Consider the following 26,562-nt stretch of genomic DNA (forward strand, 5'->3'; position numbering starts at 1 on the left):
GGTGGACCCTCTGCTTTTTCGGCCCCGTCTTCCTCGTGGGGCTTTGTCGACACCGCGCCGAGTCGCCATGTCGACTTGTGCCTACCCGGCGGCGGGACCGGCCAGGGGCATCCGGAGGGTGAAGGCCGTCCCCTCCCCGACCGTGCTGTCCGCCGTCACCGAACCGCCGTGCAGCTCCACGAGTCCGCGCACGATGGCCAGCCCGAGGCCGCTGCCTCCGGTACGCCGGTTGCGGGACCGGTCCGCCCGCCAGAACCGGTCGAAGACGTGCGGCAGGTCCTCCTCCGCGATGCCGACCCCGGTGTCGACCACCCGGATCACCGCGTCCGGACCCGCCCGGTACGCCTGCACGGTGACGGTCCCTCCCTCCGGGGTGTGCCGCAGCGCGTTGCCGACCAGGTTGCCCAGCACCTGGAGCATCCGGGTGCGGTCCGCGACGAGGGTCACGTCGCGCGACTCGTCGACGAGGCGGACCCCGGCCTCCTCCGCGCGCAGCTCGTGGCCCGCGACCACCCGGGCGACGAGGAGGGCGGCGTCCACCGGTTCCGGGGACAGGCGCAGCCGGCCGGCGTCGGCCAGGGCGAGGTCCTGGAGGTCGTCGATGACCGCCTGGAGCAGCAGGGTCTCCCCGAGCAGCATCTCCATGCGGTCCGGGTCGGGATCGACCACCCCGTCCTGGACGGCCTCCAACCAGCCGCGCAGGTTGCTCAGCGGCGTCCGCAGCTCGTGCGACACGTCGCTCACCATCGCCTTGCGCTGGTCCTCGGCCCGCTCCAGGTGCTCGGACATCTCGTTGAACGCCTCCGCGAGGCGGCCGATCTCCCCGGCGTCGCGGACCTCCACCCGGGTGGTGGGCCCTCCGCCCTCCCTCATGTGGTTCACGGCGTCGGTGAGCGCGCGCACCGGGCGCAGCAGCCGGGTCGCGATGGTCGTGCTCACCACCACGGTCAACACCAGGATCAGCAGCACCACGCCACCCAGGCGCAGGGCGCCCTCGCGGGACAGTGACAGCCCCGCCTCAGGGCTCTCCGCGGGGTCGTCGATGAACAGCAGCGCGGCGGGCGCCACGTGGGGGTCGAGCTGGGCCCGTCGGGCGGCGTCCAGGCAGGCGGCCTCCTCCGGTCCCAGTTCGACCCTGGACCACGTCAGGCTCTCCGCGCCGGGAGCGGGATCGACCTCACCGGGTGACGGCCACACCTGCGGGACCTCGGTCGGCGCCTCGCCCGGCACGAGGGGCCCCGGGTCCGGCGGAGCGGAGGGTTCCTCACTCTCGGACGGGAACTCCGGTGCGGGTAGGGGATCGACGGGCTCCTCGGGAGCGGTCGGGACGGGAGCGGCCGGGTCCTCGGGGGCGGCCGGTGGACGGGCGTCGTCCGGGACCGGCCCCGGGGCGGTCGGACTCCCCGTGATCACGAGGCCCCCGGTGCGGCCGTCCATCGCGTACTCGAGGTTCGCCTCGGGGTCGCCGCAGTCCGAGGCCCGCGCGTTGAGGTCGGCCAGCGCCTCCTCTTCACCGCCGACCGGCTGGTCCAGCGCGTCCAGCCCGCAGTCGGCCCACGTGTAGGCGTCCCCGCCCTCGGCCTCGACCGCGGGTCGCCCGCTCGGTCCGGTCACCACCTCGGCGGGGAGGCCGTAGAGCGACTCCAGGCAGGAGACGCCCTGTTCCGCCTGGTCGCGCAGCGTCCCGCGCTCCTCCTCCGTCAGGGCGAACGGGCCCACCGCGCGCGGGTCGATGCGGTCCCCGTTGCCGGCGACCAGGGTCACGTCGACGGCCAGCGGGTCCACCACCGACGAGGTCCGGGTGGGCGGCGGAGGGGCGTCCCCCGCTCCCTGGGCCGGTGCGGCGGAGTCCGCGATCACCGCCCGGCCCTCGGTGGTGAGGACGACCCGGCGGCCGGTCTCCTCCGCCAGGTCGTCGACGGTCTCCGCCACTCCGGCCCAGTCACTGTGGGCCGCCGCGTACCCGACGAGGGTGTCGTGGATGTGGGTGTCCACCGTCAGGGTCTCCCCCTGCTGGGTGGTGATGGACTCCGAGGTCCGCTGCACCGACAGCCAGGCCGTCGCGGTGATCGAGCAGACCGCCACCAGGACCGAACCCGCCAGCAGACGGAACAGGAGTCCGTGCCGCAGGGAGGCCCACCGTTCTCCGCCGCGCGGCCGGTCAGCGGACACGTTCGGGCACCGCGAGCTTGTAGCCGACGCCGTAGACGGTGACCAGCCGGACCGGTTTCCGGGGGTCGGGCTCGATCTTGCGGCGCAGGTTCTTCACATGGACGTCGATGGTGCGCCTGGTGATGTAGCCGCTGATCCCGTGGATGAGTTCCAGCAGCTGGGCCCGGCTCAGCACACGGCCCGGACGGACCGCCAGGGCCTGGAGCAACTGGAACTCCACGGGGGTGCACCGCACCGGTTCCCCGTCGACCCGCACCGTGTGCCGGGCCGGGTCCACGATGATCGGGCCCGCCTCCAGCACGCGCTCCTCGTCCCGCACCGGGGTGCGGGAGCGGCGCAGCAGCGTGCGTACCCGCGCCATGAGCTCGCGCGGACTGTAGGGCTTGGTGACGTAGTCGTCCGCGCCCAGGTCCAGGCCGGTGAGCAGGTCCTCCTCGGTGGATCGGGCGGTGAGCAGCAGCACCGCCACGTCGGACTCGGCCCGCAGCACCCGGCACGCCTCCAACCCGCTCATCACCGGCATCATCACGTCCATCACGATCAGGTCGGGGCGGTCGCGGTGGTGTTCCTCCAGCACGGACCGGCCGTTGTGGACCACACGGACGGTGTGGCCCTCGTGCTCCAGGTATCGCCGGATCAGTTCGGCCTGGTTCACGTCGTCCTCGGCCACCAGGACATGCGCGCACACGTGAGGGCCTCCGTTCGCCGACCGGGGACGGGTCCCCCGGCACCGATGATCGTACGACCGCCGCCAGCTGGGCCGACGGGGGCGTCGGGGGACGCCGCAGGTCACCACATGGGACGCACACGGCGGCCACACGGGTTCTTCACATTCCTCGACCACTCTTCATGGTGTCCGGCGCGGAGAGACCCGCCGGACTCCCTCGACCGGATGGACCCCATGCGCCGATCCCTGACACCCGGTGGAACCGTCGGGAGACTTCCCGTTCTGGCCGCCGTCGCCGTACTGGCCGTCGTGCCCGCCTGCTCGTCGTCGGAGCCGCCGGAGGAGACCTCCGAGGCGTCGGTACGGACCGAGGAGCGGACGGAACCCGAGGGCGCCCGGATCGCGACGGCCCTCACGGACGAGATCGAGGTCCGTTCCGAGCCGGACGGCGGCGAGGTCGTGCACACCCTCGCCAGCCCGAACGACTTCGGCGCGGACCGGGCCTTCCTGGTCCAGGAGGCCCGGGGCGACTGGTTGGAGGTGCTCCTGCCGGTGCGGCCCAACGGGTCCACGGGCTGGATCGAGGCCGACGACGTCGAGATCACCGTCACCGCGTACCGCGTGGTGGTCGACATGTCGGAGTTCTCCTTCACGGTCACCGAGGGCGAGGAGGAGGTCCTGACCGGCCAGATCGGTATCGGTACGGGCGACACCCCGACGCCGCCCGGTGAGTACTACTTCACCGAGCTGCTCAAGCCCTCGGACCCCGGCGGCGAGTACGGGGCCTTCGCCTTCGGCCTCAGCGGGCACTCCGACACCCTGGAGAGCTTCGCGGGCGGTCCCGGCCAGCTGGGGCTGCACGGCACCGACGACGAGTCGGGTCTGGGCGGCGAGGTCAGCCACGGCTGCATCCGGGTGTCCAACGACGACGTCACCTGGATGGCCGAACGCCTGCCGATCGGCACCCCGGTCGAGATCAACGAATGACCGCTCACCGAGCGGACACCCGAACACACGACAAGAGGTCAACCATGCGCGTGAAGTCCCGAGTGCTCATCGTCGCCGCGATGGCGGCCGCCTTCTTCGGCACCGCCCCGGCGTTCGCGTCGGACGACTCCCCGGCACTCCCCGTCGCCGAGGCCCCGTCGGAGGTTCCGGGCCCGGTCTCCCCGGAGGACCCCTCCGTCGAGGAGCCCACGGACGCCCCGGTGGAGCCCACCCCCGAGGAGCCCACGGCCGCCCCGGTCGAGCCGGAGAAGCCGTCGGACCCCGCGGAGGCCGGCCCGGTCACCCCGATCGAGCAGGACCCCAACTACACCGGCTGACCTGAGCCGCACCCGGAGGCCCCGTTCCCCTTGGAGGGAGCGGGGCCTCCGCCGTTCCCGGCGTCGGATGTCTGGCGCCCCGCACCGGTCAGCCCTCGTGACCGGCCCTGATGCCCCGGACGACGAGGTCCAGCGCCTGGTCGAAGTAGGTGTTCTCCACGGCCAGGGCGTCCGGCTCCGACACGGCCGTCGCGACGGCGCCCTCGTGCTCCTCGGCGCGGTCGGCCCGGGTCACGCTCATGGCGACGGCCGAGGTGGCCGCGCCGAGGATCTGGTTGGACACCGCGCGGATGGCCACGGCCTGGCGCTCCTCCCCGCCGCCGAGCCGTCCCAGCGCCTCGATGATCCGCCTCGACAGGGCGACCGCGTTCGGGCCGACGAGGGGGCGTGAACCCGCGAACTCCGCGGCCCAGGTGTGGGCGGTCAGCGCCGTGTAGAACCGGCGGGCCGTCTCCTTGAGCGCGGTGTCCCAGGGCAGGTCGGCGGCGGGCAGACCGGTGGCGGCCTCGGCCAGGACCTCGTCCACGGCCAGGTCCACGAGGTCCTCGCGGCGCTCCACGTACCAGTAGAGGCTGGTCGCGTGCACTCCGAGCTCGGCGGCCACCTTGCGCATGGTCAGCGCGGAGGCGCCCTCCCGGTCGAGCAGTGTGATGGTCGCTGTGACGATCCGTTCCCTGCTGAGTGCGGGCTGTGAACGTCGGCGCCGTTGGGGGCGGTGGAAGACGCTGTCGATCCGCTGGTCGGGGCCTTGTTCATCCATGTCCAACAGCATACAAGCAATCATACGTTGTCGGATTCCATCCAACGGTGTATGTTTCTCCGCATGGCAACCGAGACCCCCTCCACACGTCCGAACACCTCCGTCCCCGTCACCGCCCCCGACCCCTCGCGGACCACCGCCGTCGACCCGCGCGGCCTCGCCGCCTTCCTGGTCGTCGCCTTCGCCTTCTCCTGGACCGCCTGGTGGCTCGGTCCCCGGCTCCTCGACGGCGGCGACCCCACCCCGGCCGTCCTCGTCGGGGGCTTCGGCCCGATGGTGGCCGCGATCCTGGTCACCGCCCTCACCCAGGGCCGCTCCGGGGTCGGCGCCCTCTTCCGGCGCCACTCCCTCGGCCGCAGGGGAGGCCTCCGGCCCTACGCCCTCGCCGCGCTGGTCGTCCTGGCCATCGCCGGATCGGCCGCCCTGCCCGTCTACCTGGGGACGGCCGCCGTCGAGGAGCAGGCGCTGAGGGCCGCGCTCCTGGGCGTTCCGGTCCAGTTCCTGCTCATCGCGCTGGTCGGCGGCGGCAACGAGGAGCTGGGCTGGCGCGGGTTCGCGCTGCCCCGCCTCCAGGGCGCGCTCCCCCCGCTGGCCGCCAACGTGACCCTCGGCGCCGTCTGGGCCGTGTGGCACGCCCCGCTCTTCGACATGGCGGGCACCATCCAGTCCGAGGTGAGCTTCCCCGCCTACGCCCTGCTCTGCGTGGGGCTCACCGTCGTCATGGGCCACGTCTTCAACTCGGCGCGGGGCGGGGTCCTCGCCGCCGTGGTCGCCCACGCCGCCGTCAACGTCGTCGCCGGGCTGAAGGGCGTGCTCGTGGGCGACCCCGCCGGGGTGTTCGAGGTCTCGGCCGTCCTGACCGTCGCCGTGATCCTGGCCCTGGCCACCCGCGGCCGCCTGGGTCTGCGCCGCGCCGACGACGCCCGGACCACGGTCGGGACCTGATCCCGGGACTTCCCCACGGGGGCGGCCCCGGCACCGGGGCCGCCCCCGTTCGTCGAGGTGACGGGCCCGAGCGGGTACATCTGAGGACATGACAGAGTTCGACGACCGCATCCGGGTGCGCGGCGCCCGCATCCACAACCTGAGGAACGTGGACACGGAGCTGCCCCGTGACGCCCTGGTCGCCTTCACCGGCGTCTCGGGCTCCGGGAAGTCCTCACTGGCCTTCGGGACCCTCTACGCCGAGTCCCAACACCGGTACCTGGAGTCGGTCGCGCCGTACGCCCGCCGCCTCCTCCAGCAGCTCCCCGCCCCGGAAGTGGACGACATCACCGGCATGCCGCCCGCCGTGGCGCTCGCCCAGCCGCGTTCGGCCCCGTCGGTGCGGTCCACGGTGGGCACCCTCACCACGCTCTCCAACACGCTGCGCATGCTCCTGTCCCGAGCGGGGACCTACCCGCCCGGAGCGGAGCACCTCGACTCCGACTCCTTCTCCCCCAACACCGTGGTCGGGGCCTGCCCGGTGTGCCACGGCGAGGGGATCGAACACGAGGTCACCGAGGACTCGCTCGTCCCCGACCCCGCGCTGAGCATCGCTGACGGGGCCGTCGCGTCCTGGCCTGGCGCCTGGCAGGGCAAGAACCTGCGCGACGTCCTCGACGCCCTCGGGTACGACATCCGCCGCCCCTGGCGGGAGCTGCCCCGGAGTGAGCGCGAATGGATCCTGTTCACCGACGAACAGCCCGTGGTGACCGTCCATCCCGTCCGGGAGGCGGGCCGGGTCCACCGCCCCTACCAGGGCAAGTACAGCAGCGCCCGCAGGCTGGTGCTCAAGGCGTACGCCTCCTCGGCCAGCGAGGCCCGCAGACGCAGGGCGGCCGAGTTCATGGTGAACCGGACCTGCCCGGAGTGCGGAGGGCGGCGGCTGCGCCAGGAGGCGCTGCGGGTCACCTTCGCCGGGCACACCATCACCGAACTCGCGGCGCTGCCCCTGGCCGAACTCGCCGTGCTGCTGCGCCCCTGGCGGGAGGGGGCCGGGGCCGCCGCGACGCTGGCCGGGGAGATCGCCGGCCGGGTGGAGGTCCTGGAGGAACTGGGCCTGGGCTACCTCAGCGTGGACCGGCCCGCGCCGACCCTGTCCACCGGGGAGTTCCAGCGGATCAGGCTGGCCACGCAGCTCGGCACCGGGCTGTTCGGCGTGGTCTACGTGCTGGACGAGCCCTCGGCGGGGCTGCACCCCGCCGACTGCGAGGCGCTCACCGGCATCCTCCGGCGGCTCCGCGACGGGGGCAACACCGTGTGCTTCGTCGAGCACGACCTGGACATCGTGCGCGGCGCGGACTGGATCGTGGACGTCGGCCCGGACGCGGGCGAACGCGGCGGGCGGGTCCTGTACAGCGGTCCGGTGGCCGGGCTGCGCGACGTCCCGGAGTCGGTGACCCGCCGCTACCTCTTCCACCGCGCCGTGCCCGAACGCCGACCGCGCGAGTCGCGCGGCCACCTGGAGCTGCGCGGGGTCACCAGCAACAACCTGCGGGGGCTGGACGTGGACGTGCCCCTCGGGGTGTTCACCGCGGTCACCGGGGTGTCCGGCTCGGGCAAGTCCACGCTGCTGGCCGGGATCGCGGACGAGGCCGCCGAGCACGGACGGGTGGTGTGGGTCAGCCAGCAGCCCATCGGCCGGACCCCGCGCTCCAACCTGGCCACCTACACCGGGCTCTTCGACACCGTCCGCAAGCTGTTCGCCGGGACCGACGACGCCCGCGCCCACGGCTACGGCCCCGGCCGGTTCTCCTTCAACGTGGTGGGGGGACGCTGCGCGACCTGCGAGGGCGAGGGGTTCGTCTCCGTGGAGCTGCTGTTCCTGCCCACCACCTACGCGCCCTGCCCGACCTGCGGGGGTTCCCGCTACAACGACGACACCCTGCGCGTGCGGTACCGGGGGGTCACGGTCGCGGACGTGCTCGCGATGTCCGTGGAGGAGGCGGCGGGGTTCTTCACCGAGGAACCGTCCGTGCGGCGGGCCTTGGAGACGCTGTCCGGCGTCGGCCTGGGCTACCTGCGCCTGGGCCAGCCCGCCACGGAGCTGTCCGGCGGTGAGGCCCAGCGCATCAAGCTCGCCACCGAACTCCAGCGCCGCCGGGTGGCCGACACGGTGTACCTGCTCGACGAGCCCACCACGGGCCTCCACCCGCACGACACCGACGTCCTCATGGGCCGCCTGCGGGACCTGGTCGCCTCCGGGGCCACGGTGGTGGCGGCCGAGCACGACATGCGGGTCGTGGCCACTGCGGACCACGTCGTCGACCTGGGCCCCGGCGGCGGATCGGAGGGCGGGCGGATCGTCGCCCAGGGCTCCCCCGAACGGATCGCGTCTGTCCCGGACAGCCGGACCGGTGTCTACCTGAAGGAGCTGCTGTGATGCGCCGCGCCCTCTAGCGGAGGAGGTGATCGAGGAGGGCCGGAGGTGACACGGCGACAGGTCGGCGGATCAGCATGTCTCACCAGGTGGACGGCTTCGGGGCCTGCGGTTCGTGACCGGGTCGTCGCGTGCTGCCAGCCTCCCTCGTCAGGAAGGATTCCCCACCGACCGTTCGGTCAGTACATGCGCATCTAGCTGCGAAAATTGAACCCCGGTGTAGAAAGTGCACTGCATCACATGGCATGGTGTGCTGGGGCTCATGGTCTGTCCCGGTATCCGCCGTTCCGTCTTCGGGTGCCCGACGACCCGGGCCCGCCAGAGAACGCGGCCCCCCGGCCGGTAGAGAACCTACGGAGCAGCAATGGCGACTTCCGACGCCACGGTCCCAGGACCCGGTGGAACCCTCGATCCCAAGGAGAAGCGCAAGGTCCTCGCGGGGACCATGGTCGGGACCACCATCGAGTGGTACGACTTCTTCATCTACGCCCAGGCCGCGGGCCTGGTGCTGGCCCCCCTCTTCATGGCGCCGCTGGCCGACGCCAACCCGGCCGTGGCGCAGGTGCTCTCCTTCGCGACCATCGGTATCTCCTTCCTCTTCCGACCCCTGGGCGCGATCGTCGCCGGACACCTCGGAGACCGGTTCGGGCGTAAGAAGATCCTGGTATTCACCCTGGTCATGATGGGTGTCGCGACCTGCGCCATCGGTCTGCTGCCCACCTACGCGCAGATCGGGATGGCCGCGCCGATCCTGCTCATCCTCCTGCGCATCGCGCAGGGCTTCTCCGCCGGAGGCGAGTGGGGCGGCGCCGCCCTGATGTCCGTGGAGCACGCGCCGGTCAACAAGCGCGGCTTCTTCGGCGCCTACCCGCAGATCGGCGTCCCCTGCGGCATGATCCTGGCGACCCTGGTCCTGTGGGGCATCACCACCGCCATCGGCACCGAGGCCTTCCTCGAATGGGGCTGGCGCGTCCCGTTCCTGCTGTCCTTCCTGCTGATCATCATCGGCCACCTCATCCGCAAGACCGTGGAGGAGTCCCCGGTCTTCAAGGAGATGCAGAACCGCCGCGCCAAGTCGTCCGCTCCGCTCGGCCAGCTGTTCCGGAAGAACACCAGGGAGGTTGTGCTCTCCGCGCTGATCTTCGTCGCCAACAACGCCGCCGGCTACCTGGTGATCGCCTTCCTGGCCACCTACGCGTCGCGCCCGGTGGAGGAGATGGGTCTGGGCATGGACCGGGGCCCGGTCCTGCTCGCCACCGCCCTGGCGTCCTTCGGCTGGCTGGTGTCCACCCTGTACGGCGGCTGGGTCTGCGACCGGATCGGCCGGGTGCGCACCTTCCAGCTCGGCTACGTCCTGCTGTCCGTCTGGGCGATCCCGATGTGGTTCATGGTGGACACCGGCAACATCTACATGTACTTCGCGGGCGTCTTCGTCTTCACGCTGACCTTCGGCCTGAGCTACGGCCCGCAGTCGGCGCTGTACGCCGAGATGTTCCCGGCCGAGGTCCGCTACTCGGGCGTGTCCATCGGCTACGCCCTGGGCGCGATCCTCGGCGGCGCCTTCGCCGCGATGATCGCGGAGATGCTGCTGACCTCCTTCGGGGCCTCGTGGACCATCGGGGTCTACATCATCGGCCTGTCGGTGATCTCCTTCGTGGCCGTCTCCCTGGTGCCGAAGAGCATCCAGGGCGTCGACCTGCACGTCGACGACAGCGACCCGGCCCCCGCCAGGTAGGGGCCGCCCGCGTGTCTCCCTGTCCCCTTGTCCCCTTGTCGACAGGGCGACAGGGAGACACGGCGTCCTCAGCTGGAAGCGGGTCAGCTGACGATGCCGCGCACGTGGTCGATGACCTCGCCGTTCCACATCATCGAGATGTGTTCGACGCAGCCCACCCGGATGTTGTCGGCCCCCGGCAGCGACGTGCTGTCCGTGGGTGAGATGACGATGTCGCACGGCGAGCGCAGGGTCGTGTACCCGACCGGGCCGGGCGTGGGGTCGCCGTCGTTGAGGCCGTTCAGGAAGTCCGACCCGTGCCGCATCTCCTGGCAGGGGGTGATCGGTGACGGGCACAGGTTGGCGATGTCGGTCCCGTTGTTGGGGCCGCCGATGGAGATCCACTGGTCGACGGTCTCCGTGCCGCCGAGGTTCTTGATGTAGTACCGCGAGGACAGGCCGCCCATGGAGTGGGTGACCAGGTGCACGCGGTCCACTCCGTGCTGGTCGCGCACGCCTTCGACGTGGTCGGCCAGCTGCCCGGCGATGGTGGTGTTGGACCGGGCCCAGTCGTAGGAGAAGACGTGCAGGCGGTCCTCCGGGACACCGGAGTCGACGAGGGCGGCGCGCATGTCGTCCCACTGGCCGCCCTTGCCCATGAACCCGTGGACGAAGACGACCGGGGTGTGGGTGTTCGCGGTGGCGGGGGCGGCCTGGAGGGCCGTGGTGAGGGCGAGGACGAGTCCGCACAGGAGGGCGGTCAGCCGTCTCATGTGACCTCCGAGGGTGGGGGAAGCGGGGAACCGATTGTGTGCCCCCGGTCACATGGAGCGCATCGGCTGAATCGCCGGTCCCTTTACTCGGACTTAACCGGCGAGTAACTTGAGGGGGTGATCAGCGTGAACCCGCTCACACGCCCGATGCCCCTCCACGGCCGCGACCGCGAACTGCTCACCGTCCGACGCCTGCTCGACGCCGCCCGCTCGGGACGCGGCGGCGGCCTGCTCGTGACGGGTCCCCCCGGCGCGGGCCGGACCGCCCTGGTGGAGCGCGCCGCAGACGAGGCCCGCGGCTTCACCGTGCTCCGTGCCCGGGCCGCCCCGGGCGAGGAACGGCTCCCCCTGGCGGGGCTGCACCAGCTCCTGCGCCCCGCGCTCCCCCACCTCCCGCGCCTGCGGCGCGCCCAGCGCGAGACACTCACCCGCGCCCTGGACACCGGAGACCCCGGCGAGGCCTTCCCGCTGGCCAACGCGGTCCTCGGGCTGTTCTCCGAGGTCGCCGCGCAGAGCCCGCTCCTGCTCTGCGTGGACGACTTCCACCTGCTCGACGCGCCCTCCCGGGAGACCGTGGCCTTCGCCGCCCGGCGTCTCACCCACGACGGGGCGGCGGTCCTGCTCAGCTCCCGGGACGGCGACCCCGACCGGCTCACCGGGATCCCCGTGCTCCGGCTGCCGCCCCTGCCCGAGGAGGCGGTCCTGGAGCTGCTCTCCGACGCTCGCGGAGAGCCGGACCGGGAGAAACCGGCCGCGCCGGTGGCGGGAGCCCTCGCCCGAGCCGCCGAGGGCAACCCCCGCGCCGCCCTGGAACTGCTGGAGGGGACCGGCCCCGAACAGCGCTCCGGGGCCGTCGCCCTCGACCAGCCGCCGCGCTCCCGGGGTGAGCTCACCGACGCCTTCGCCGCCGCCCTCGCCCGACTCCCCCGGGCCACCCGGCGCGCCCTCGTGCGGGTCGCGGCCGATGCGCACGCCCCGGACCCCGACCCCGCCGAACCGGACCCGCTCGAACCCGCGCGCCGCGCCGGGCTGCTCACCGACACCGGGGCGCGGACGGACCTCGCTCATCCGCTGGCCCGCTCCGCCGCCTACCACCGCGCCTCCCCCGCCGAGCGGCGCTCCGCCCACCAGGACCTGGCCCGCGCGCACGAGGCCGCCGGTGACACCGGACGCGCCGTCTGGCACCGCGCCCTGGCCGGAGGCGCCCCCGACGAACGCCTCGCCGCCGCCCTCCACGAGGAGGCGCGCCGCGCCGTCGAGCGGGGCGGGCACGCGCCCGCCTCCCTGCTCCACGAACACGCCGCCCGGCTGACCCCCGACCCCGCCCTCCGGGGGCTGCGCCTGACCGACGCCGCGCGCTCCGCCTGGCTGTCGGGTGACCCGGAGCGGGCCAGACGGGTCCTCGCGAGGGTGCGCCCGGCCCAGGAGGGTCCGGGCCGCGCCGTCGGGGCGCACACCGTCCAGGTACGCGCCGACCTCCTCCGGGCCGAGATGGACCTGCGCTCCGGCGTGGCCATCGACGCCTTCCAGCTCCTGGGCCCCGCCGCCGACCGGTTGGCCCTGAGCGATCCCGGCGCGGCGCTGCGGGTCCTGCTCCAGGCGGGTGAGGCCAGCTGCCTGTCCGGTGACCACGAACGCTTCTTCGCCACCGCGCGCCGGGCCCGTGACCTCGTGGCCGAGCCGCCCGGGGACCGGGACGGCACCGGTCGGCCGTGGGACCGGCTGGTCCTCGACTACATGACCGGCAAGGCCGCCATGTTCCAGGGGCGTCACCGGGAGGGCGCCGTGCTCCTGGAACGGGCCGTGGAGACCGCCGACCGGATCGGTGACCCGCAGGCGCTCGTGCTGGGCGTGATCGCGGGGCTGCTCCGCGGCGACCACGTGCGCACGCGTGCCCTGGCCGGTCGGGCGGCGTCGGCGGCCCGCCGCACCGGGGCGCTCACGCTGGTCCCGCAAATCCTGGAGTTCCTGACCTACGCGGAGATGTGGTTCGGTCGGCTGTCCCTGGCGGAGGGCAGCGCCGTCGAGGGGCTGCGGGTCTCCCTGGAGTCCGGTCAGGACAACTGCGCGAGCCACCACCGGGGCGCGCTCGCCTTCGTCGCCGCGATCCGGGGGGACGAGGACGCGTGCCGGGAGCACGCCGGAACCGCGCTGGCGCGGGCCGGTGAGCACGACGTGGGGCTGCCCGCCGGGCTGGCGGCCTGGGCGCTGGCCCTGCTCGACCTCGGCTCCGGGCGCACCTCGGAGGCGGCGATGCGGCTGCGCGCGCTGGCGCGTTCCGGGCCGGGCAGCGGCCACGCGGCGGTGCGGCTGCTGATCACCCCGCATCTGGTGGAGGCGTCGGTGCGCGGTGGGGTCGCGGTGCGCGTGGGCGAGGCGGTGGAGACCTTCGCCAGCTGGGCGGAGGCCACCGGTCAGGACACCGCGCGGGCCCAGGTCATGCGCTGCCGGGGGCTGCTCACGGAGGGCGAGGAGGCCACCCGGTACTTCGAGAGCGCGCTGGACCTGCACGCCTCCGGGTACTGCGACTTCGAGGAGGCCCGCACCCGGCTGCTGTACGGCGGGCACCTGCGTCGCTCCCGGCACCCGGGGCGGGCACGCGAACACCTGCACACGGCGATGGAGGTCTTCGACCGGCTGGGTGCCCGTCCGTGGGCGCGCCAGGCCCGGGAGGAGCTGCGCGCCGCACGCGGCAGCACGGCGGCGCGCGAGGCCGCCGGGGTGGACCTGCTCAGCCCGCAACAGCTGCGGATCGCCCGGCACGTGGCGGACGGGGCCACCAACCGGGAGGTCGCCGCGCGGCTCTTCCTGAGCACCCGCACGGTCGACCACCACCTGCGCAACATCTACAGCCGGCTCGGCATCCGCTCCCGGGTGGAGCTCTCCCGCCTGGTCGGTCCGTGACGCCCGACGTCGGGCGGTTGTGGCGGGCGTGACCGGCGGAGCCGGCGGGTCCACCGGTCGAGATGTCGGCTCGTCGGCACGTTCCGGTGCCCCTCCCGCGCCCGGCGCCCGTCGCTACCGTTCCGGGGTCCGGCCGACCGCGGGCAGGATGACCTCGTCGACGATCCTCGCCAGGTGGTCCGACGACGGGAGCTCACCGGGGTTGTCCGCGCAGTACTTGATCATCATGGCCTCTCCGATATCGGTGGTGACGTCGGTGACCCGGGCGGGATCGACCTCTCCTCGGGCGGCGTAGTGCTCCAGCACGGTCCTGGTGAAGCGCCCTCCACGCGGTTCGTACACGTCCGTCGTCATGCGCCGGAAGAGTTCGGGACGGCGCAGGCCCTCGGCGAACACGGCCATGAGCGCCCGTCCCAGTGTGGCCTCGCCCATGAGGTCGCGGAAGAGCCCCAGTGCTCGCAGGAGGTCCTCGCGGAGGTCGCCCCCCTCGGGGGTCGGGCTCTCCTGCGGATACCGGTGCAGGACCGCTTCCACCAGGATGTCCTCCGGTGAGGCCCAGCGGCGGTAGAGCGACGTCTTGGCGGTCCCGGCGCGGCGGGCGACCCCCTCCATGCTCAGGCCGGAGACACCGGTCTCGGCGGTCTCCGCGATCACGGCCCTGTGGATGGCGTCGACGAGCTCCTGCCCGCGCCTTCGGGTGGTCCTGGCGGCTGGCCGCATCTGGTCAGTCATGTCCGTCCGTTCATAAGACACGGGGCTGTATCTTATTTTCTTAGATACGCAATCGTATCCAATATTGGCTAGTGAGAACGGGAGTCCCCGGTGCCATCCACCCCCTCTTCGGATCGGCCGCCCACCCCGGCGGGAACCGGCCGACGTTCGCTCGCCCCCGACCTCGCCAGGGGCCTCATGCTCCTGGTCATCGCCACCGTGCACGCCCATATGTTCCGGCAGTTCGCGACGGGAGGCGAGGTTTTCAGCCTGGCAGGAACCCTGGACGTCGCGGTCACCGGCTTCATGACGCTCTTCGCGGAGTCGCGCGGCTACCCGATGTTCGCGGCGCTGTTCGGCTACGGCGTCGCGCGGATCCACCTCCGCCGCACCGCCGAGGGACGGCAGTGGCCCTGGGTCCGCTCCCTGCTACGCAGACGGGGCCGGTGGATGATCGTCATCGGTCTGCTGCACACCGTCCTGATCTTCCACGGCGACGTCATCGCCGTGTACGGGCTCATCGCGCTGCTGTTCGCCGGGCTGCTCCAGTTGGGTGACCGCCGCCTGCTCGCCCACGGTCTCGTCTGGATGTCCCTCGGCAGCCTGCTGTACTCGGCCGCCGAGGCCGTGCTCTCCGCCTCCGGGGCCCAGCAGGAGATGGCCATGGAGGTCACCCCGCTCATGGACCCGTTCATCCGGCTCGGGAGCTGGCCGGTGATCGTCATGCTGATGCTGCCCATCTCCCTGTTCCCCTTCACCGTGGGGATCTGGGCGGCCCGCCGCCGACTCCTGGAGGAACCCGAGCGGCACCTCCCGTTCCTGCGGCGGATCGCGGGGATCGGTGTCCCGCTCGCCGTGCTGGGCGCCGTCCCGCAGATGCTGGTGCTGATCCAGGTCTGGTCGCCGGACTCCGTCCTCCAGGTGGGCGCCAAGTGGCTGCACGTCCTGTCCGGGTACGCGGGCGGCTTCGGCTACGCGGCCCTGATCGCCCTGGTGGCGGTGGCCCTCGGTGATCGCCGCGGGCCGGTCGTGAGTGCGCTCGCCGCCACCGGACAGCGGTCCATGACCTGCTATCTCCTCCAGTCCGTGGCGTGGCTCGCGCTGTTCATGCCGTACACGCTCAACCTGGCCACGCGTCTGGACGACGCCCAGTCGGTGCTGCTCGGCGCCGGGGTCTGGGCGGTCACCGTGGTGGTCGCCGCGATCATGGGCCGGTTCGGCGTCAGTGGTCCGGCCGAGACCTTCCTGCGCCGGATGGCCTACGGCCAGGCGGGCCGTGGAGCCCCGGAGTCCGTCCCCGTCGGTGCCGAACCGTCCGACGGCCCGACCTCCGGGTCACCGTCGGCGGACGGGGAGCGCATGACCGGCGGGTGACGTTCCGCGGACCCGTGACCGTGCTCCCGTCATCCAGCTCGCGGTCCCACCGGCGTCGACATGTCGATCTGGTGCTTCGTCGTCAGGTCGACCCACCGACATGTCACCACGCTGTCCACGTGGTGCGGCCCAGAGGCGGGTGTTTCACGTGAAACACCCGTGGGCGTCTCCCGCTTCTTCCACGAACGACTCCGGCCCCGGGGCCGGAGTCGTTCGTGGAAGGGGTCAGGCGTCGCGCACCTGGTTCTCGCGCCGCACCACGGGCGGCTCCACCGACCACGGGAAGTTGATCCAGCGGTCGGTGTGCTTCCACACGTACTCGCACTTGACCAGGGACTGCGGCTTCTCGTAGATGACCGCGCTGCGCACCTCGGCGGTGTGTTCGGCGCAGAAGTCGTGCACCAGCTTGAGCGTCTTGCCGGTGTCGGCGACGTCGTCGGCGACCAGGACCTTCTTCTTGCTCAGGTCGACCACGTTGGGCACCGGCGGCAGCATGACCGGCATGTCCAGGGTGGTGCCCACACCCGTGTAGAACTCCACGTTCATGACGTGGAGGTTCTTGACGTCGAGGGCGTACCCGAGCCCGCCTGCGACGAACAGGCCGCCCCGGGCGATGGACAGGATGATGTCCGGTTCGTACCCGTCGTCCGCGATCGCCTGGGCCATCTCGCGCATCGCGGTGCCGAACAGCTCATAGCTCAGGTTCTCGCGCTCGTCGCTCACGGTCTGGTTCCCCCTGGTGTTCCCGCTGGTGTGGTGTGCGCCCGGCGCATCGCAGGTCAGGGCGATCGCGGCACCGCTACATGCTAACGACGCCGGGGCACCCCGGCGATGGCTCGGGGCGTCCACGCGGCGAGGGTCACCGGACCGTGAGGCGTGGGCCACATGTCCACGGGGGCAGGTGTCCCGGGTCACATTCCTGGACGGACTGACGCGAAGTATGGGAACTTTCGCGACATTTTCTCGATTCCTCCTGGTTTGTAGCGAACAGATGGTCGTGAACAGCACCATGGCCCTGTACAGATCTTCCGCGAACCCTGCGTGAAACAGGAGGTTGCAGCATGGCTGGACACCAGGGCCTACTCCCCTCCGAGCAGCCCGTCCGACTGCTCGACGAGTCCGGAGTCCCGGTCGACGGCGCCGACCTGCGGATGCCCGGCACCCAGCGCCTCCTGGAGGCCTACACCTCCCTGGTGATCGGCCGCCGCGTCAACGACCAGGCCAGCGCCCTCGTCCGCCAGGGCCGCCTCGCCGTCTACCCCTCCTCCCACGGCCAGGAGGCCTGCCAGACCGGCGCCGCGCTCGCGCTGGCCGACGGCGACTGGCTCTTCCCGACCTACCGCGACACCGCCGCCGTCATCGCGCGCGGCGTGGACCCCGTCGAGGTCCTCACCCTCCTCAAGGGCGACTGGCACGCGGGATACGACCCCTACGCCCACCGCGTCGCACCCCAGGCCACCCCGCTCGCCACCCAGCTCCTGCACGCCGTCGGCGTCGCCCACGCGGCCCGCCTGCGCGGCGAGGACACCGTGGTCATGGCGCTGTGCGGCGACGGCGCCACCAGCGAGGGCGACTTCCACGAGGCCCTGAACTTCGCCGCCGTCTTCAAGGCACCGGTCGTGTTCTTCGTGCAGAACAACGAGTACGCGATCTCCGTGCCCCTGGCCCGGCAGAGCGCCGCCCCCTCCCTCGCCCACAAGGGCGTCGGCTACGGCGTCAACGGCGAACGCGTGGACGGCAACGACGCCGCCGCCGTCCTCGCCGTCCTGGACCGCGCCGTCGCGACCGCCCGTTCCGGCGGTGGCCCGCAGCTGGTCGAGGCGCACACCTACCGGATGCAGGCGCACACCAACGCCGACGACGCCAGCCGCTACCGCAGCGAGGCCGAGGTCGACCCCTGGGTGGCCCGCGACCCGCTGCTGCGCATGGAGGCCTTCCTCAAGAGGAAGAGGGTGCTCACGAAGGCCAGGAAGGCGGAGATCGCGGAGAGGGCCGAGGCGGTCGCCGCCCACATGCGTGAGGGCGTCAACCAGGACGTCGAGCCCGACCCCGCCGACCTGTTCGCGCACGTGTTCGCCGCCCCCACCCCGCAGCTGACCGAGCAGGCCGCCTTCCTGGCCGACGAACTGAGCAGAGAGGGCCACTGAGCATGGCGACCGAGAAGCTCTCCATGGCGCAGGCGCTCAACCGGGCGCTGCGCGACTCCCTCGCGGAGGACCCCTCCGTGTACGTCTTCGGTGAGGACGTGGGCCCCCTCGGCGGCGTCTTCCGCATCACCGACGGCCTGACCGCCGAGTTCGGTGAGGACCGCTGCTTCGACACCCCGCTCGCGGAGTCCGGGATCGTCGGCATGGCCGTGGGCATGGCGATGAACGGCATGCGCCCGGTGGTCGAGATGCAGTTCGACGCCTTCGCCTACCCGGCCTTCGAGCAGATCGTCAGCCACGTCGCCAAGACCCGCAACCGCACCCGGGGCCGGGTCGGCCTGCCCATCGTCATCCGTGTCCCCTACGCGGGGGGCATCGGCGGGGTGGAGCACCACTGCGACTCCTCCGAGGCCTACTACGCGCACACCCCCGGCCTGAAGGTCGTCACCCCGGCCACCCCCGAGGACGCCTACCACCTGCTGCGCGAGGCCGTCGCCTCCCCTGACCCCGTGGTCTTCATGGAGCCGAAGAAGCTCTACTGGGCCAAGGACGAGGTCGACGTCGACCGCCCCGCCCCCGGGATCGGGCACGCCGTGGTCCGCCGTGAGGGGACCGACGCCACCCTGATCGCCTACGGCCCCGCCGTGTCCACCGCGATGGAGGCCGCAGAGGCCGCCTCCCAGGAGGGCCGCAGCCTCCAGGTGGTGGACGTGCGCTCGATCGTCCCCTTCGACGACGAGACCGTGTGCGCGGCGGTCCGTTCCACCGGCCGCGCCGTGGTGGTCGCCGAGGCCAGCGGGTTCGCCAGCGTCGCCTCGGAGATCGTCGCCCGCGTCACCGAACGCTGCTTCCACTCGCTGGCCGCCCCGGTCCGCCGGGTGACCGGCTTCGACATCCCCTTCCCCCCGCCCAAGCTGGAGCGTTTCCAGCTGCCCGGCGTGGACCGGATCCTGGACGCCGTCGACGACCTTCAGTGGGAGGACCAGTGACGACCCGTACGTTCGACCTCCCCGACCTCGGGGAGGGTCTCACCGAGGCCGAGGTCGTGAAGTGGCTGGTCGCCGTGGGCGACACCGTCGACCTCGACCAGCCCGTCGCGGAGGTGGAGACAGCCAAGTCCATCGTCGAGGTCCCCTCGCCGTTCGCCGGGACGGTCACCGTCCTGCACGGACAGGAGGGCGAGGTGCTGGCGGTCGGGAAACCGCTGATCAGCGTCGGTGTGGCGGAGGCGGCCCCGGTCGCGGAGGTCCCGGTTCCCGAGGCACCGGTGACGGAGTCCGCACCCGCCGACACCGCCGACTCCGCTGACACCGCCGGTGAGCGCTACCGGCAGGAGGAGCGCGCGGGCTCGGGCAACGTCCTGATCGGCTACGGCACCCCCGAGTCCACCGGCACCGGGCGCCGCCGACGACCGCGCCACCGCCCGGCGGAGGCCGCACGGCCAGCCGCCCCCGTGGCCTCGGTGACACCCATCCAGGCGGCCCCGGCACGCCGGGTGCCACTGGTGACCTCGCCCCTGGTCCGTCAGCTGGCCCGCGAGGCCGGGCTGCGCGTGGCGGACGTCCAGGGCAGCGGTCCGGGTGGCCTGATCACCCGCCGCGACGTACGCTCCGCGATCGAGGCGGCCGGTGCCAACACCGCTCCGGCCCCGTCCGCCCCGATCGCGGTCCCCTCCCAGGCGGCCCCGGTCACCGCCCCGGCGCCGGTTGCCCCCGGCGCCGTCGACTCCCGCACCGGACTCACCGAGTCCCGGCGGGTCCCGATGGGCACCTTCCGCAGGACGGTCGCGGCCGCGCTCTCCCGCAGCCGGGCCGAGATCCCCGAGGCCACCGTGTGGGTCGACGTGGACGCCACCGAGCTGGTGCGCCTGCGTCAGTCCGACCCCGACGGCCCCGGCCTGCTCGCCTACGTGGCCCGGTTCGTGCTCGCGGGCCTGCGCGCGTACCCGGAGCTCAACGGCCGGGTGGACACCGAACGCGAGGAACTCGTCCAGTACGACGGGGTCAACCTCGGCCTGGCCGTGCAGACCGACCGGGGCCTGGTCGCCCCGGCGGTGATGGGCGCCCACGGGCTCACCACCACCGAGCTGGACGCCGGGATCAGGGAGCTCACCGAGATGGCCCGCGAGGGTCGGGCCACCCCCGCCCAGCTCACCGGCGGCACGTTCACACTGAACAACTACGGCGCGCTCCGCGTGGACGGCAGCGCGGCGATCATCAACCACCCGCAGGTCGCGATCCTCGGCCTCGGCCGGATCATCGACCGGCCCTGGGTGGTGGACGGGGAGCTGACGGTCCGCAAAATCACCCAGCTGTCGTTCGCCTTCGACCACCGGGTCTGTGACGGCGGCGCGGCGGCCGGGTTCATGCGCGTCGTCGCCGACGCCATGGAGAACCCGGCGAGGGCGATCGCCCGCCTGTAGGCCCGGAACCAGCGCCCCGGAGGAGTCGGCACCTCCGGGGCGCTCTCACGTTCACCCTTCCAGGGCGGCGCGCATGCGGTTCAGTCTCGGCCCGAAGGCCCCGCGGACGCCGATCGCGGCGGCGAGGTCGCCCGCCGGACCCAGTCCGGTGCTGATCTCCACCAGGTCGGTGTGGCGCGTGCCCCCGCCGTACGGTTCCACCGTGTGGGTGTGCCGCCAGTAACGGAACGGTCCGCGCACCTGGAGGTCGCTGAAGGAACGGCCCTCCTCGTAGGCGTCGATGACCGCGACCCAGCGCACGGGGTGGACCCCGGCCACGCCCCAGCGCAGGTCCAGGACCTCCCCCTCACCGAACCGCTCGGGCCAGCCCAGCACCTCCACGCCCGGGGGCATCGCGTCCACGAAGCCCTCCTCGCTGAGGGTCAGGGCGAACACCCGCTCCGGCGGTGCGTCGAAGTCCTCGGTCACACGCAGCTTGGTGGTGCGCCGAGGACGGACGCTCCGGTCGCGTCCTCCCACGTCAGGTGGCCAGGAAACGCAGCAGCACCTGGTTGACCTCGTCCGCGTGGGTCCACAGCAGGCCGTGCGGGGCCCCTTCGAGCTCCACGTACTCGGCCGAGGGCAGCAGCTCCGCGAACCGGCGCCCCGTGGCGTCCACCGGCAGGATGCGGTCACCGGTGCCGTGCACGATCAGCGCGGGCACGTCGATCCTCGGCACGTCCTCGCGGAAGTCGGTGATCCAGGTCAGCGGGCAGGCGGCGGACGCCACCGGCCCGGAGTTCGCCGCGCTGTTCCAGCTGTTGTGCACGGCCTCCTCGCTGATCCGGTCCCCCAGGGTCTCGTCCAGGTTGTAGAAGCCCTCCAGGAACGCGGTGAAGTAGGCGTAGCGGTCGGCCCTGACCTGGGCGACGATGTCCTCGAAGAACTCGCGCGGGGCCGCGCCGCCGGGGTTGTCGTCGGTCTGGAGCAGGAAGGGCTGGAGCGAACCGAGGAAGACCGCCCTCGTGACGCGGTCGGAGCCGTAGGAGCCCAGGTAGCGGGCGACCTCTCCGGTACCCATGGAGAACCCGACGAGCACCGCGTCGTGGAGGTCCAGGGTCTCCAGGACGGTCCTCAGGTCGGCGGCGAAGGTGTCGTAGTCGTACCCGTCGGCGGGGTGCGACGACTGGCCGAACCCCCTGCGGTCGTAGGTGATGACCCGGTACCCGGAGTCGAGGAGCACGGCGGTCTGCCGCTCCCAGGATCGTCCGTCGAGCGGGTACCCGTGGATGAGGACGACCGGCTGGCCGCTCCCCTGGTCCTCGTAGTACAACTCGACCGGATCACTGTTCTCGGCGTCGACGGTGATGCGTCCCATGTCGCCCCTGCCCGTGTCGGAACCTCGGTGTTCACGCTCCACTCACCCTAGGAAGACACGTATCTCGGGAACATAAACCAGGGTTATGCCCCGGGTCCGGATCCCGGTGCCGACCCGTCTCCCCGTCGGTTCGTCGACAGGGAGACGGATCGACACGCGGGCCGGTCCTACTCCTCGCCCTTGGCCACCAGGGTGAGGACGTCGTAGGTGGCGACCGGCTCGCCGTCCTGGTCGGTGACGAGGGCGTCCCAGCGGACCTCGCCGTACTCGGCGTTGGTGCGCGGCGTGATCTGCTTGGCGGTCAGCGTCACCCGGATCACCGCGTCCTCCTTCACCGGGGTGAGGAAGCGCAGGTTGTCCACGCCGAAGTTGGCGAGCACCGGACCCGGGGCCGGGTCCACGAACAGCCCGGCGGCCAGCGAGACCACCAGGTAGCCGTGCGCCACGATCCCGCCGAACAACGGGTTGGCGGCGGCCGCCTCCTCGTCGGTGTGCGCGTAGAAGGTGTCGCCGGTGAACTCCGCGAAGTGGTCGATGTCCGCGCGGGTGACCCTGCGCTCCGCCGACTCGATGGTGTCACCGATCCGCAGTTCACCGAGGTCCTTGCGGAACGGGTGCGTCGCACCGACGGCCCGGCGCGAACCGGTCGTCCAGTGGCCGGTGATCGCCGTGAGCATGTCCGGGGAGCCCTGGACGGCGGTGCGCTGCATGTGGTGCTTGACGCCGCGTACACCGCCCATCTCCTCGCCGCCGCCCGCGCGGCCGGGGCCGCCGTGCACCAGGACCGGCATGGGGGAACCGTGGCCGGTGGACTCCTTGGCGTCGTCCCGGTCGAGCACCAGGAGGCGGCCGTGCCAGGGGGCGACGCCCAGGACGACCTCGCGGGCCACGTCCTCGTCGTGGGTGACCAGCGAACCCACCAGGCTGCCCTGGCCGCGCGCGGCCAGTTCCACGGCCTCGGCGACCGAGTCGTAGGTGATGATCGTGCTGACCGGACCGAACGCCTCGACGTCGTGGGGCTCCTTCGCGCCGGGGGCGGCACGGAGCAGGATCGGTGACATGAACGCGCCGGTGGCGTCGTCGGCGCCGGTCACCTCGACCCGGTCGGGGTCACCGAACACCAGCTCACTGGAGGTGCGCAGGGTCCGGACGGCCTTGCGGACCTCCTCGCGCTGGGCGAGCGAGACCAGGGCGCCCATGCGGGCGTCGGGGTGGTCGGGGGCGCCCACGACGACCCTGGACAGGCGGTCGGTCAGGGCCCCGGTGACGGCGTCGGCCATCGCGGCGGGCACGATCACCCGGCGGATGGCGGTGCACTTCTGGCCCGCCTTGACGGTCATCTCCGCCACGACCTGCTTGACGTACAGGTCGAACTCGGGGTCGTCCACGCCCACGTCGGGGCCGAGGATCGAGCAGTTCAGCGAGTCGGCCTCGACGTTGAGCCGCACCCCGCCACGGACCACGTTCGGGTGCTCCCGGAGCAGGGCGCCGGTGGCCGCCGAGCCGGTGAAGCCCACGATGTCCTGGGGGCCCAGGGCGTCGAGCAGGCCCCGGTGGCTGCCGACCAGCAGCTGGAGGGAGCCCTCGGGCAGCAGCCCCGACTCGACCATCCGCCGGACGACCGCGACGGTCAGGTACGCGGTCTGGCCGGCGGGCTTGACGATGCTCGGAAGGCCCGCCAGGAAGGCCGGGGCGAGCTTCTCCAGCATGCCCCAGACGGGGAAGTTGAAGGCGTTGATCTGCACCGCGACGCCGGGACGCGAGGTGAACACGTGCTGCGCGACGAAGGTGCCGCCCTTGCCCAGCGGTTCGAGCGGGCCGTCCAGGATGACCGTCGAGTTGGGGAGTTCGCGGCGGCCCTTGCTGGAGAAGCTGAAGAGCGTGCCGAAGCCGCCGTCGACGTCGACCACGGTGTCGCGCTTGGTGGCGCCGGTGCGGTGGGAGAGGGCGTAGAACTCGTCCTTGTACCCCATCAGGTGCTTGGCGAGCTCCTTGAGGATGTTCGCCCGCTGGTGGAAGGTGAGCTGGCGCAGCGCGGGGCCGCCGACCTCACGTGCGTACTCGACCATCGCGGCGACGTCGGGGCCCCGCGTCGAGATCCGCGCGACGGTCTCGCCGGTGTTCGCGTCGGCCAGGGGGGCACCCTCGTCCGCGGGGGTGAACCACGATCCCTGTGCGTAGCTCTCCAGTACTTCGGACACGTGACGGTCCTCTCCTCGGTGTGGGCCTGAGCGAACAGTATTACAGACCGATCGGTCAGTAAATAGGCTCTGACCAGCCGAACAACGCCCCACCAGCGATTTCACCGGCGGCACCGAGGCGCCTGGCCACGTCGGGCACCCGGGCTTACCGTGGAGCCATGACCAACTACGCGCGGATGTACCGTCTCGGCGTCACCCCGTGGGAGCGCTACGGACCCGTGGCCATGGTGCGGTTCCGTTCCTTCCTCGACCGCGAGGCCGAGGAGCGGGGCGGCCCGGGCCGGGCGTTGGACATCGGATGCGGCCGGGGGAGGTTCACCCCGGAGCTGGCCGACCAGGGCTGGGACGTCACCGGGGTCGACCTGGTCCCCGCCGCCGTCGAGGCGGCCCGTCGCCAGGGGCCCGCCGAGGTGAGCTACCGCGTCGGGGACGCCACCGACCTCTCCCCCGACCTGGGGCTCTTCGACCTGTTCATCGACATCGGCTGCTTCCAGGGCTTCGACGCCGAACAGCGGGCGGCGCAGGGGCGCAGTGTGACGGCGCTCGCCGCGCCGGGGGCGACCCTGATCATGCTGGAGTTCGGGCCGTCGATCTATCGCAGGATGGTGGGCGGGGTGTCCCGGTCCGAGGTCCTGGAGGCGTTCCCCGGGTGGGACCTCCTCGACGTGGAGGACGCCCCCCGGAGGGGACTCGGCTTCCCCATGAACCGCACCGCGCCCCAGTGGTACCGGCTGCGCTACCCCGTCTCCTAGGAAGGGGTGGGTGGTCGGTCGGAGGGGCGCGTGCGGTCGCGCGGGGGAACGCGGGCACTTCCGGACAGCCTGTTGGCCGCGAACGGGTATGTCCCCAGACCAGGCACTTAGTGCCGGGCCCGTCCCCGTTCCGAAACCCGCCTTAACCACTCGTGGATTTGTCGACAAATCGACGCGCGGCGGGCCTCGGCCGGACGGAGTCCACCGCCCCTAGCGGGTCAGCGACAGCACTTCGGCACCCGGCAGTTCGGCCAGCAACGGGCCGGGAACACGCAGCTTCGAGCGGCGCAGGCCGCTGCCCACCACCACCCACGGGGTGTCGTACACCCGCTTGTCGACCAGGACCGGCCACCCCCGGGGCAACCCGAACGGGGTGATCCCCCCGTACTCCATCCCGGTCAGCCCGGTCGCCTCGTCCATCGGCGCGAACGACGCCTTCCGCGCCCCCAGGTGTCTGCGCAGCACCCCGTTGACGTCGGCCCGATCCGTGGCCAGCACCATGCACGCCGCGTACGTCACCTCGCCGCCCCGCTTCGCGGACAGAACCACGCAGTTCGCGCTGGTCTCCAGGGACAGCCCGTAGGCCTCGCAGAACTCGGCGGTGTCCGCCAGCGTGGGGTCGATCGCCGCGGCCCGCACCGAACCGTCGAAGGGCGCGATGGCCTCGCGCACCGGATCGGCCGTCAGCTCCGGGTGATCGTGTGCAGGCACCCAGTCGATTCGCTCCGCCATGGCCGCTCCCCGTTCCCGTACCGATTCACGTTCCCGCTCTCGTGCGCCACCATGATGCCGCACGTCCGCTCCGTGGCCGCAAACGGACGCCCGTGGCCCTAACCTCCGTGTCGCCGCACGATCTCCCCGGCCAGCCGCGCGAGCCCGTCCGCACGGTAGCCCGGCCAACCGTGCACCGCCGTCAGGTACTCCTCCGGGATGGCGGAGCGCCCCCACCGGGCGCCGACCAGCGCACCGGCGATCGCCGCCACGGTGTCGGTGTCGTCCCCCGCGCGCACCGCCGCCCGCACCGGGGCCGCGTACCGGTCCGGGTCCCCTGCGTCCACGGGGGTGCGCACGACGGCCGACCAGGCCGCCTGGAGCGCGCGCACCACGAACCCGTTGGGCGCGAACGCGTGGGGCGGGGCGGCCTCGGCCTCGGCCAGGTACCCGGCCCAGATCCCGCGTTCGTGGGGCTCCAGCAGGTCGAGCCCCGCCCGCGGTCCCTCGTCGGACCCGTCCAGCACGGCCACCCGGATCCCCTCGCACCACAGCACGCAGGCCTCGGCGGCGAGGGGGTCGCCGTGGGTGAGCAGGCTGTACACGCGCGCGGTCTCGGCCAGCCGGTGGCGGTCGTCGAGGTGCGCCAGGGCCAACGGTGCGGTGCGCATCAGCGACCCGTTGCCCGCGCACCGCTCCCCCGCGCCGAACATCCGCGCGGACAGCCGGATCATCTCCTCGGCCGCCCCGGTCCTGCCCGTGTCGTCGGCGGCCAGGGCCCGTTCGGTGTCACCGAGGACCCGGGCGGTCTGCGCGCCGATGTCCGTGGCGCCCTCGCGGCGCCAGGAGAGGAAGGCGCGGGCGGTCTGCTCCAGGGCCGGTCCGGAGCGGGGGTCGTCGTGGTCCCGGAGCGCCTCCGCGAGGCACACCGCCATCTGGGTGTCGTCCGAGTACTCCCCGGGGGCGTAGGGGCCCAGTCCGCCGCCGACCATCGCGGGGACCTCCTTCTCGGAGAGCCGGGCGGCGAACTCGTAGGGCACGCCGAGCGCGTCGCCGCACGCGGCTCCGAGCAGGACCCCTGTGGCCCGGTCGTCCCGGCGGTGGTCTCCGCCGTCCCGGTCGGGGTCGCTGCCAAGGGTGTTCATGGGGCCTCACAGGAGGGGAGAGGGGTGTCGGCCGACTCTACTCCGCTGGTCACGCACGAACCGGCC

General features: G+C 72.5%; 22 protein-coding genes. 11 read left to right on the forward strand and 11 right to left on the reverse strand.

Annotated features, from left to right (window positions below):
* Positions 1 to 81: 81 nt before the first annotated feature.
* Positions 82 to 2,172 (reverse strand): ATP-binding protein, encoded by a 2,091-nt coding sequence (locus AC0VYL_RS00075; protein ID WP_475481960.1) that lies wholly within the window; start codon positions 2,170 to 2,172, stop codon positions 82 to 84.
* A complete protein-coding gene (locus tag AC0VYL_RS00080; protein ID WP_475457560.1) occupies positions 2,162 to 2,860 on the reverse strand; it encodes a response regulator transcription factor in 699 nt (232 codons plus the stop codon). Before AC0VYL_RS00080 ends, AC0VYL_RS00075 begins: the two co-directional genes overlap by 11 nt.
* Positions 2,861 to 3,064: 204 nt before the next feature.
* Between AC0VYL_RS00080 and AC0VYL_RS00085 the strand changes: the two genes are divergently transcribed.
* Positions 3,065 to 3,826, forward strand: coding sequence for a L,D-transpeptidase family protein (locus AC0VYL_RS00085; RefSeq protein WP_475457562.1), 762 nt, complete (start codon positions 3,065 to 3,067; stop codon positions 3,824 to 3,826).
* A gap of 44 nt (positions 3,827 to 3,870) precedes the next feature.
* Complete coding sequence (locus AC0VYL_RS00090; RefSeq protein WP_475457564.1) at positions 3,871 to 4,164, forward strand: hypothetical protein; 294 nt, start codon at positions 3,871 to 3,873, stop codon at positions 4,162 to 4,164.
* Positions 4,165 to 4,252: 88 nt separating this feature from the next.
* On the opposite strand, the gene AC0VYL_RS00095 is transcribed toward AC0VYL_RS00090, so the two are convergent.
* Positions 4,253 to 4,936, reverse strand: coding sequence for a TetR/AcrR family transcriptional regulator C-terminal domain-containing protein (locus AC0VYL_RS00095; RefSeq protein ID WP_475481961.1), 684 nt, complete (start codon positions 4,934 to 4,936; stop codon positions 4,253 to 4,255).
* A 39-nt stretch (positions 4,937 to 4,975) separates the two neighbouring features.
* Between AC0VYL_RS00095 and AC0VYL_RS00100 the strand changes: the two genes are divergently transcribed.
* From AC0VYL_RS00100 to AC0VYL_RS00110, 3 genes are all read left to right on the forward strand, one after another.
* Positions 4,976 to 5,869 (forward strand): CPBP family intramembrane glutamic endopeptidase, encoded by an 894-nt coding sequence (locus AC0VYL_RS00100; RefSeq protein WP_475481962.1) that lies wholly within the window; start codon positions 4,976 to 4,978, stop codon positions 5,867 to 5,869.
* A gap of 88 nt (positions 5,870 to 5,957) precedes the next feature.
* Positions 5,958 to 8,288, forward strand: a complete 2,331-nt coding sequence (locus tag AC0VYL_RS00105) for an ATP-binding cassette domain-containing protein (protein WP_475481963.1) — start codon at positions 5,958 to 5,960, stop codon at positions 8,286 to 8,288.
* A 361-nt stretch (positions 8,289 to 8,649) separates the two neighbouring features.
* Positions 8,650 to 10,020, forward strand: a complete 1,371-nt coding sequence (locus AC0VYL_RS00110; protein WP_475457571.1) for an MFS transporter — start codon at positions 8,650 to 8,652, stop codon at positions 10,018 to 10,020.
* A gap of 83 nt (positions 10,021 to 10,103) precedes the next feature.
* Here the strand turns inward: AC0VYL_RS00110 and AC0VYL_RS00115 are convergent, their stop codons facing one another.
* Complete coding sequence (locus tag AC0VYL_RS00115) at positions 10,104 to 10,772, reverse strand: esterase/lipase family protein (RefSeq protein ID WP_475481964.1); 669 nt, start codon at positions 10,770 to 10,772, stop codon at positions 10,104 to 10,106.
* A gap of 117 nt (positions 10,773 to 10,889) precedes the next feature.
* Between AC0VYL_RS00115 and AC0VYL_RS00120 the strand changes: the two genes are divergently transcribed.
* Positions 10,890 to 13,676, forward strand: a complete 2,787-nt coding sequence (locus AC0VYL_RS00120) for a helix-turn-helix transcriptional regulator (RefSeq protein ID WP_475481965.1) — start codon at positions 10,890 to 10,892, stop codon at positions 13,674 to 13,676.
* Between the two features lie 114 nt (positions 13,677 to 13,790).
* Here the strand turns inward: AC0VYL_RS00120 and AC0VYL_RS00125 are convergent, their stop codons facing one another.
* On the reverse strand, positions 13,791 to 14,408 hold the full coding sequence (locus AC0VYL_RS00125; RefSeq protein ID WP_475457579.1) for a TetR/AcrR family transcriptional regulator: 618 nt from the start codon (positions 14,406 to 14,408) through the stop codon (positions 13,791 to 13,793).
* 177 nt (positions 14,409 to 14,585) lie between these two features.
* Here AC0VYL_RS00125 and AC0VYL_RS00130 point away from each other — a divergent pair, with 177 nt between their 5' ends.
* Positions 14,586 to 15,761, forward strand: a complete 1,176-nt coding sequence (locus AC0VYL_RS00130; RefSeq protein WP_475483588.1) for a DUF418 domain-containing protein — start codon at positions 14,586 to 14,588, stop codon at positions 15,759 to 15,761.
* Positions 15,762 to 15,986: 225 nt separating this feature from the next.
* Here AC0VYL_RS00130 and AC0VYL_RS00135 read toward each other — a convergent pair whose 3' ends face one another.
* On the reverse strand, positions 15,987 to 16,484 hold the full coding sequence (locus AC0VYL_RS00135) for a phosphoribosyltransferase (RefSeq protein ID WP_475457583.1): 498 nt from the start codon (positions 16,482 to 16,484) through the stop codon (positions 15,987 to 15,989).
* Positions 16,485 to 16,822: 338 nt separating this feature from the next.
* On the opposite strand from AC0VYL_RS00135, the gene pdhA reads away from it, so the two are divergent.
* Genes pdhA through AC0VYL_RS00150 form a run of 3 tightly spaced genes read left to right on the forward strand, consistent with a single transcriptional unit; the run spans position 16,823 to position 20,330 of the window.
* Positions 16,823 to 17,908, forward strand: coding sequence for a pyruvate dehydrogenase (acetyl-transferring) E1 component subunit alpha (gene pdhA, locus AC0VYL_RS00140; protein WP_475481966.1), 1,086 nt, complete (start codon positions 16,823 to 16,825; stop codon positions 17,906 to 17,908).
* A gap of 2 nt (positions 17,909 to 17,910) precedes the next feature.
* A complete protein-coding gene (locus tag AC0VYL_RS00145; RefSeq protein ID WP_475457587.1) occupies positions 17,911 to 18,897 on the forward strand; it encodes an alpha-ketoacid dehydrogenase subunit beta in 987 nt (328 codons plus the stop codon).
* Positions 18,894 to 20,330, forward strand: coding sequence for a dihydrolipoamide acetyltransferase family protein (locus AC0VYL_RS00150; RefSeq protein WP_475481967.1), 1,437 nt, complete (start codon positions 18,894 to 18,896; stop codon positions 20,328 to 20,330). The genes AC0VYL_RS00145 and AC0VYL_RS00150 overlap by 4 nt, the downstream gene beginning before the upstream one ends.
* Before the next feature lie 51 nt (positions 20,331 to 20,381).
* On the opposite strand, the gene AC0VYL_RS00155 is transcribed toward AC0VYL_RS00150, so the two are convergent.
* The 3 genes from AC0VYL_RS00155 to paaZ all read right to left on the reverse strand — a co-directional run bounded on the left by AC0VYL_RS00155 (position 20,382) and on the right by paaZ (position 23,888).
* Positions 20,382 to 20,798: an SRPBCC family protein gene (locus AC0VYL_RS00155; protein WP_475457591.1), complete on the reverse strand. Its 417-nt coding sequence runs from the start codon at positions 20,796 to 20,798 to the stop codon at positions 20,382 to 20,384.
* A gap of 52 nt (positions 20,799 to 20,850) precedes the next feature.
* Complete coding sequence (locus tag AC0VYL_RS00160) at positions 20,851 to 21,687, reverse strand: alpha/beta fold hydrolase (RefSeq protein WP_475457593.1); 837 nt, start codon at positions 21,685 to 21,687, stop codon at positions 20,851 to 20,853.
* Positions 21,688 to 21,854: 167 nt separating this feature from the next.
* Positions 21,855 to 23,888 (reverse strand): phenylacetic acid degradation bifunctional protein PaaZ, encoded by a 2,034-nt coding sequence (gene paaZ, locus AC0VYL_RS00165; protein ID WP_475481968.1) that lies wholly within the window; start codon positions 23,886 to 23,888, stop codon positions 21,855 to 21,857.
* A gap of 158 nt (positions 23,889 to 24,046) precedes the next feature.
* On the opposite strand from paaZ, the gene AC0VYL_RS00170 reads away from it, so the two are divergent.
* Entirely contained in the window at positions 24,047 to 24,640 is a 594-nt protein-coding gene (locus tag AC0VYL_RS00170; RefSeq protein ID WP_475457597.1) for a class I SAM-dependent methyltransferase, read from the forward strand.
* Positions 24,641 to 24,850: 210 nt separating this feature from the next.
* Here the strand turns inward: AC0VYL_RS00170 and AC0VYL_RS00175 are convergent, their stop codons facing one another.
* Positions 24,851 to 25,372 (reverse strand): YbaK/EbsC family protein, encoded by a 522-nt coding sequence (locus AC0VYL_RS00175; RefSeq protein ID WP_475481969.1) that lies wholly within the window; start codon positions 25,370 to 25,372, stop codon positions 24,851 to 24,853.
* A 98-nt stretch (positions 25,373 to 25,470) separates the two neighbouring features.
* A complete protein-coding gene (locus tag AC0VYL_RS00180; protein WP_475481970.1) occupies positions 25,471 to 26,496 on the reverse strand; it encodes an ADP-ribosylglycohydrolase family protein in 1,026 nt (341 codons plus the stop codon).
* Positions 26,497 to 26,562 lie beyond the last annotated feature (66 nt).

This window comes from Nocardiopsis sp. iso_238 (genome assembly GCF_056173325.1).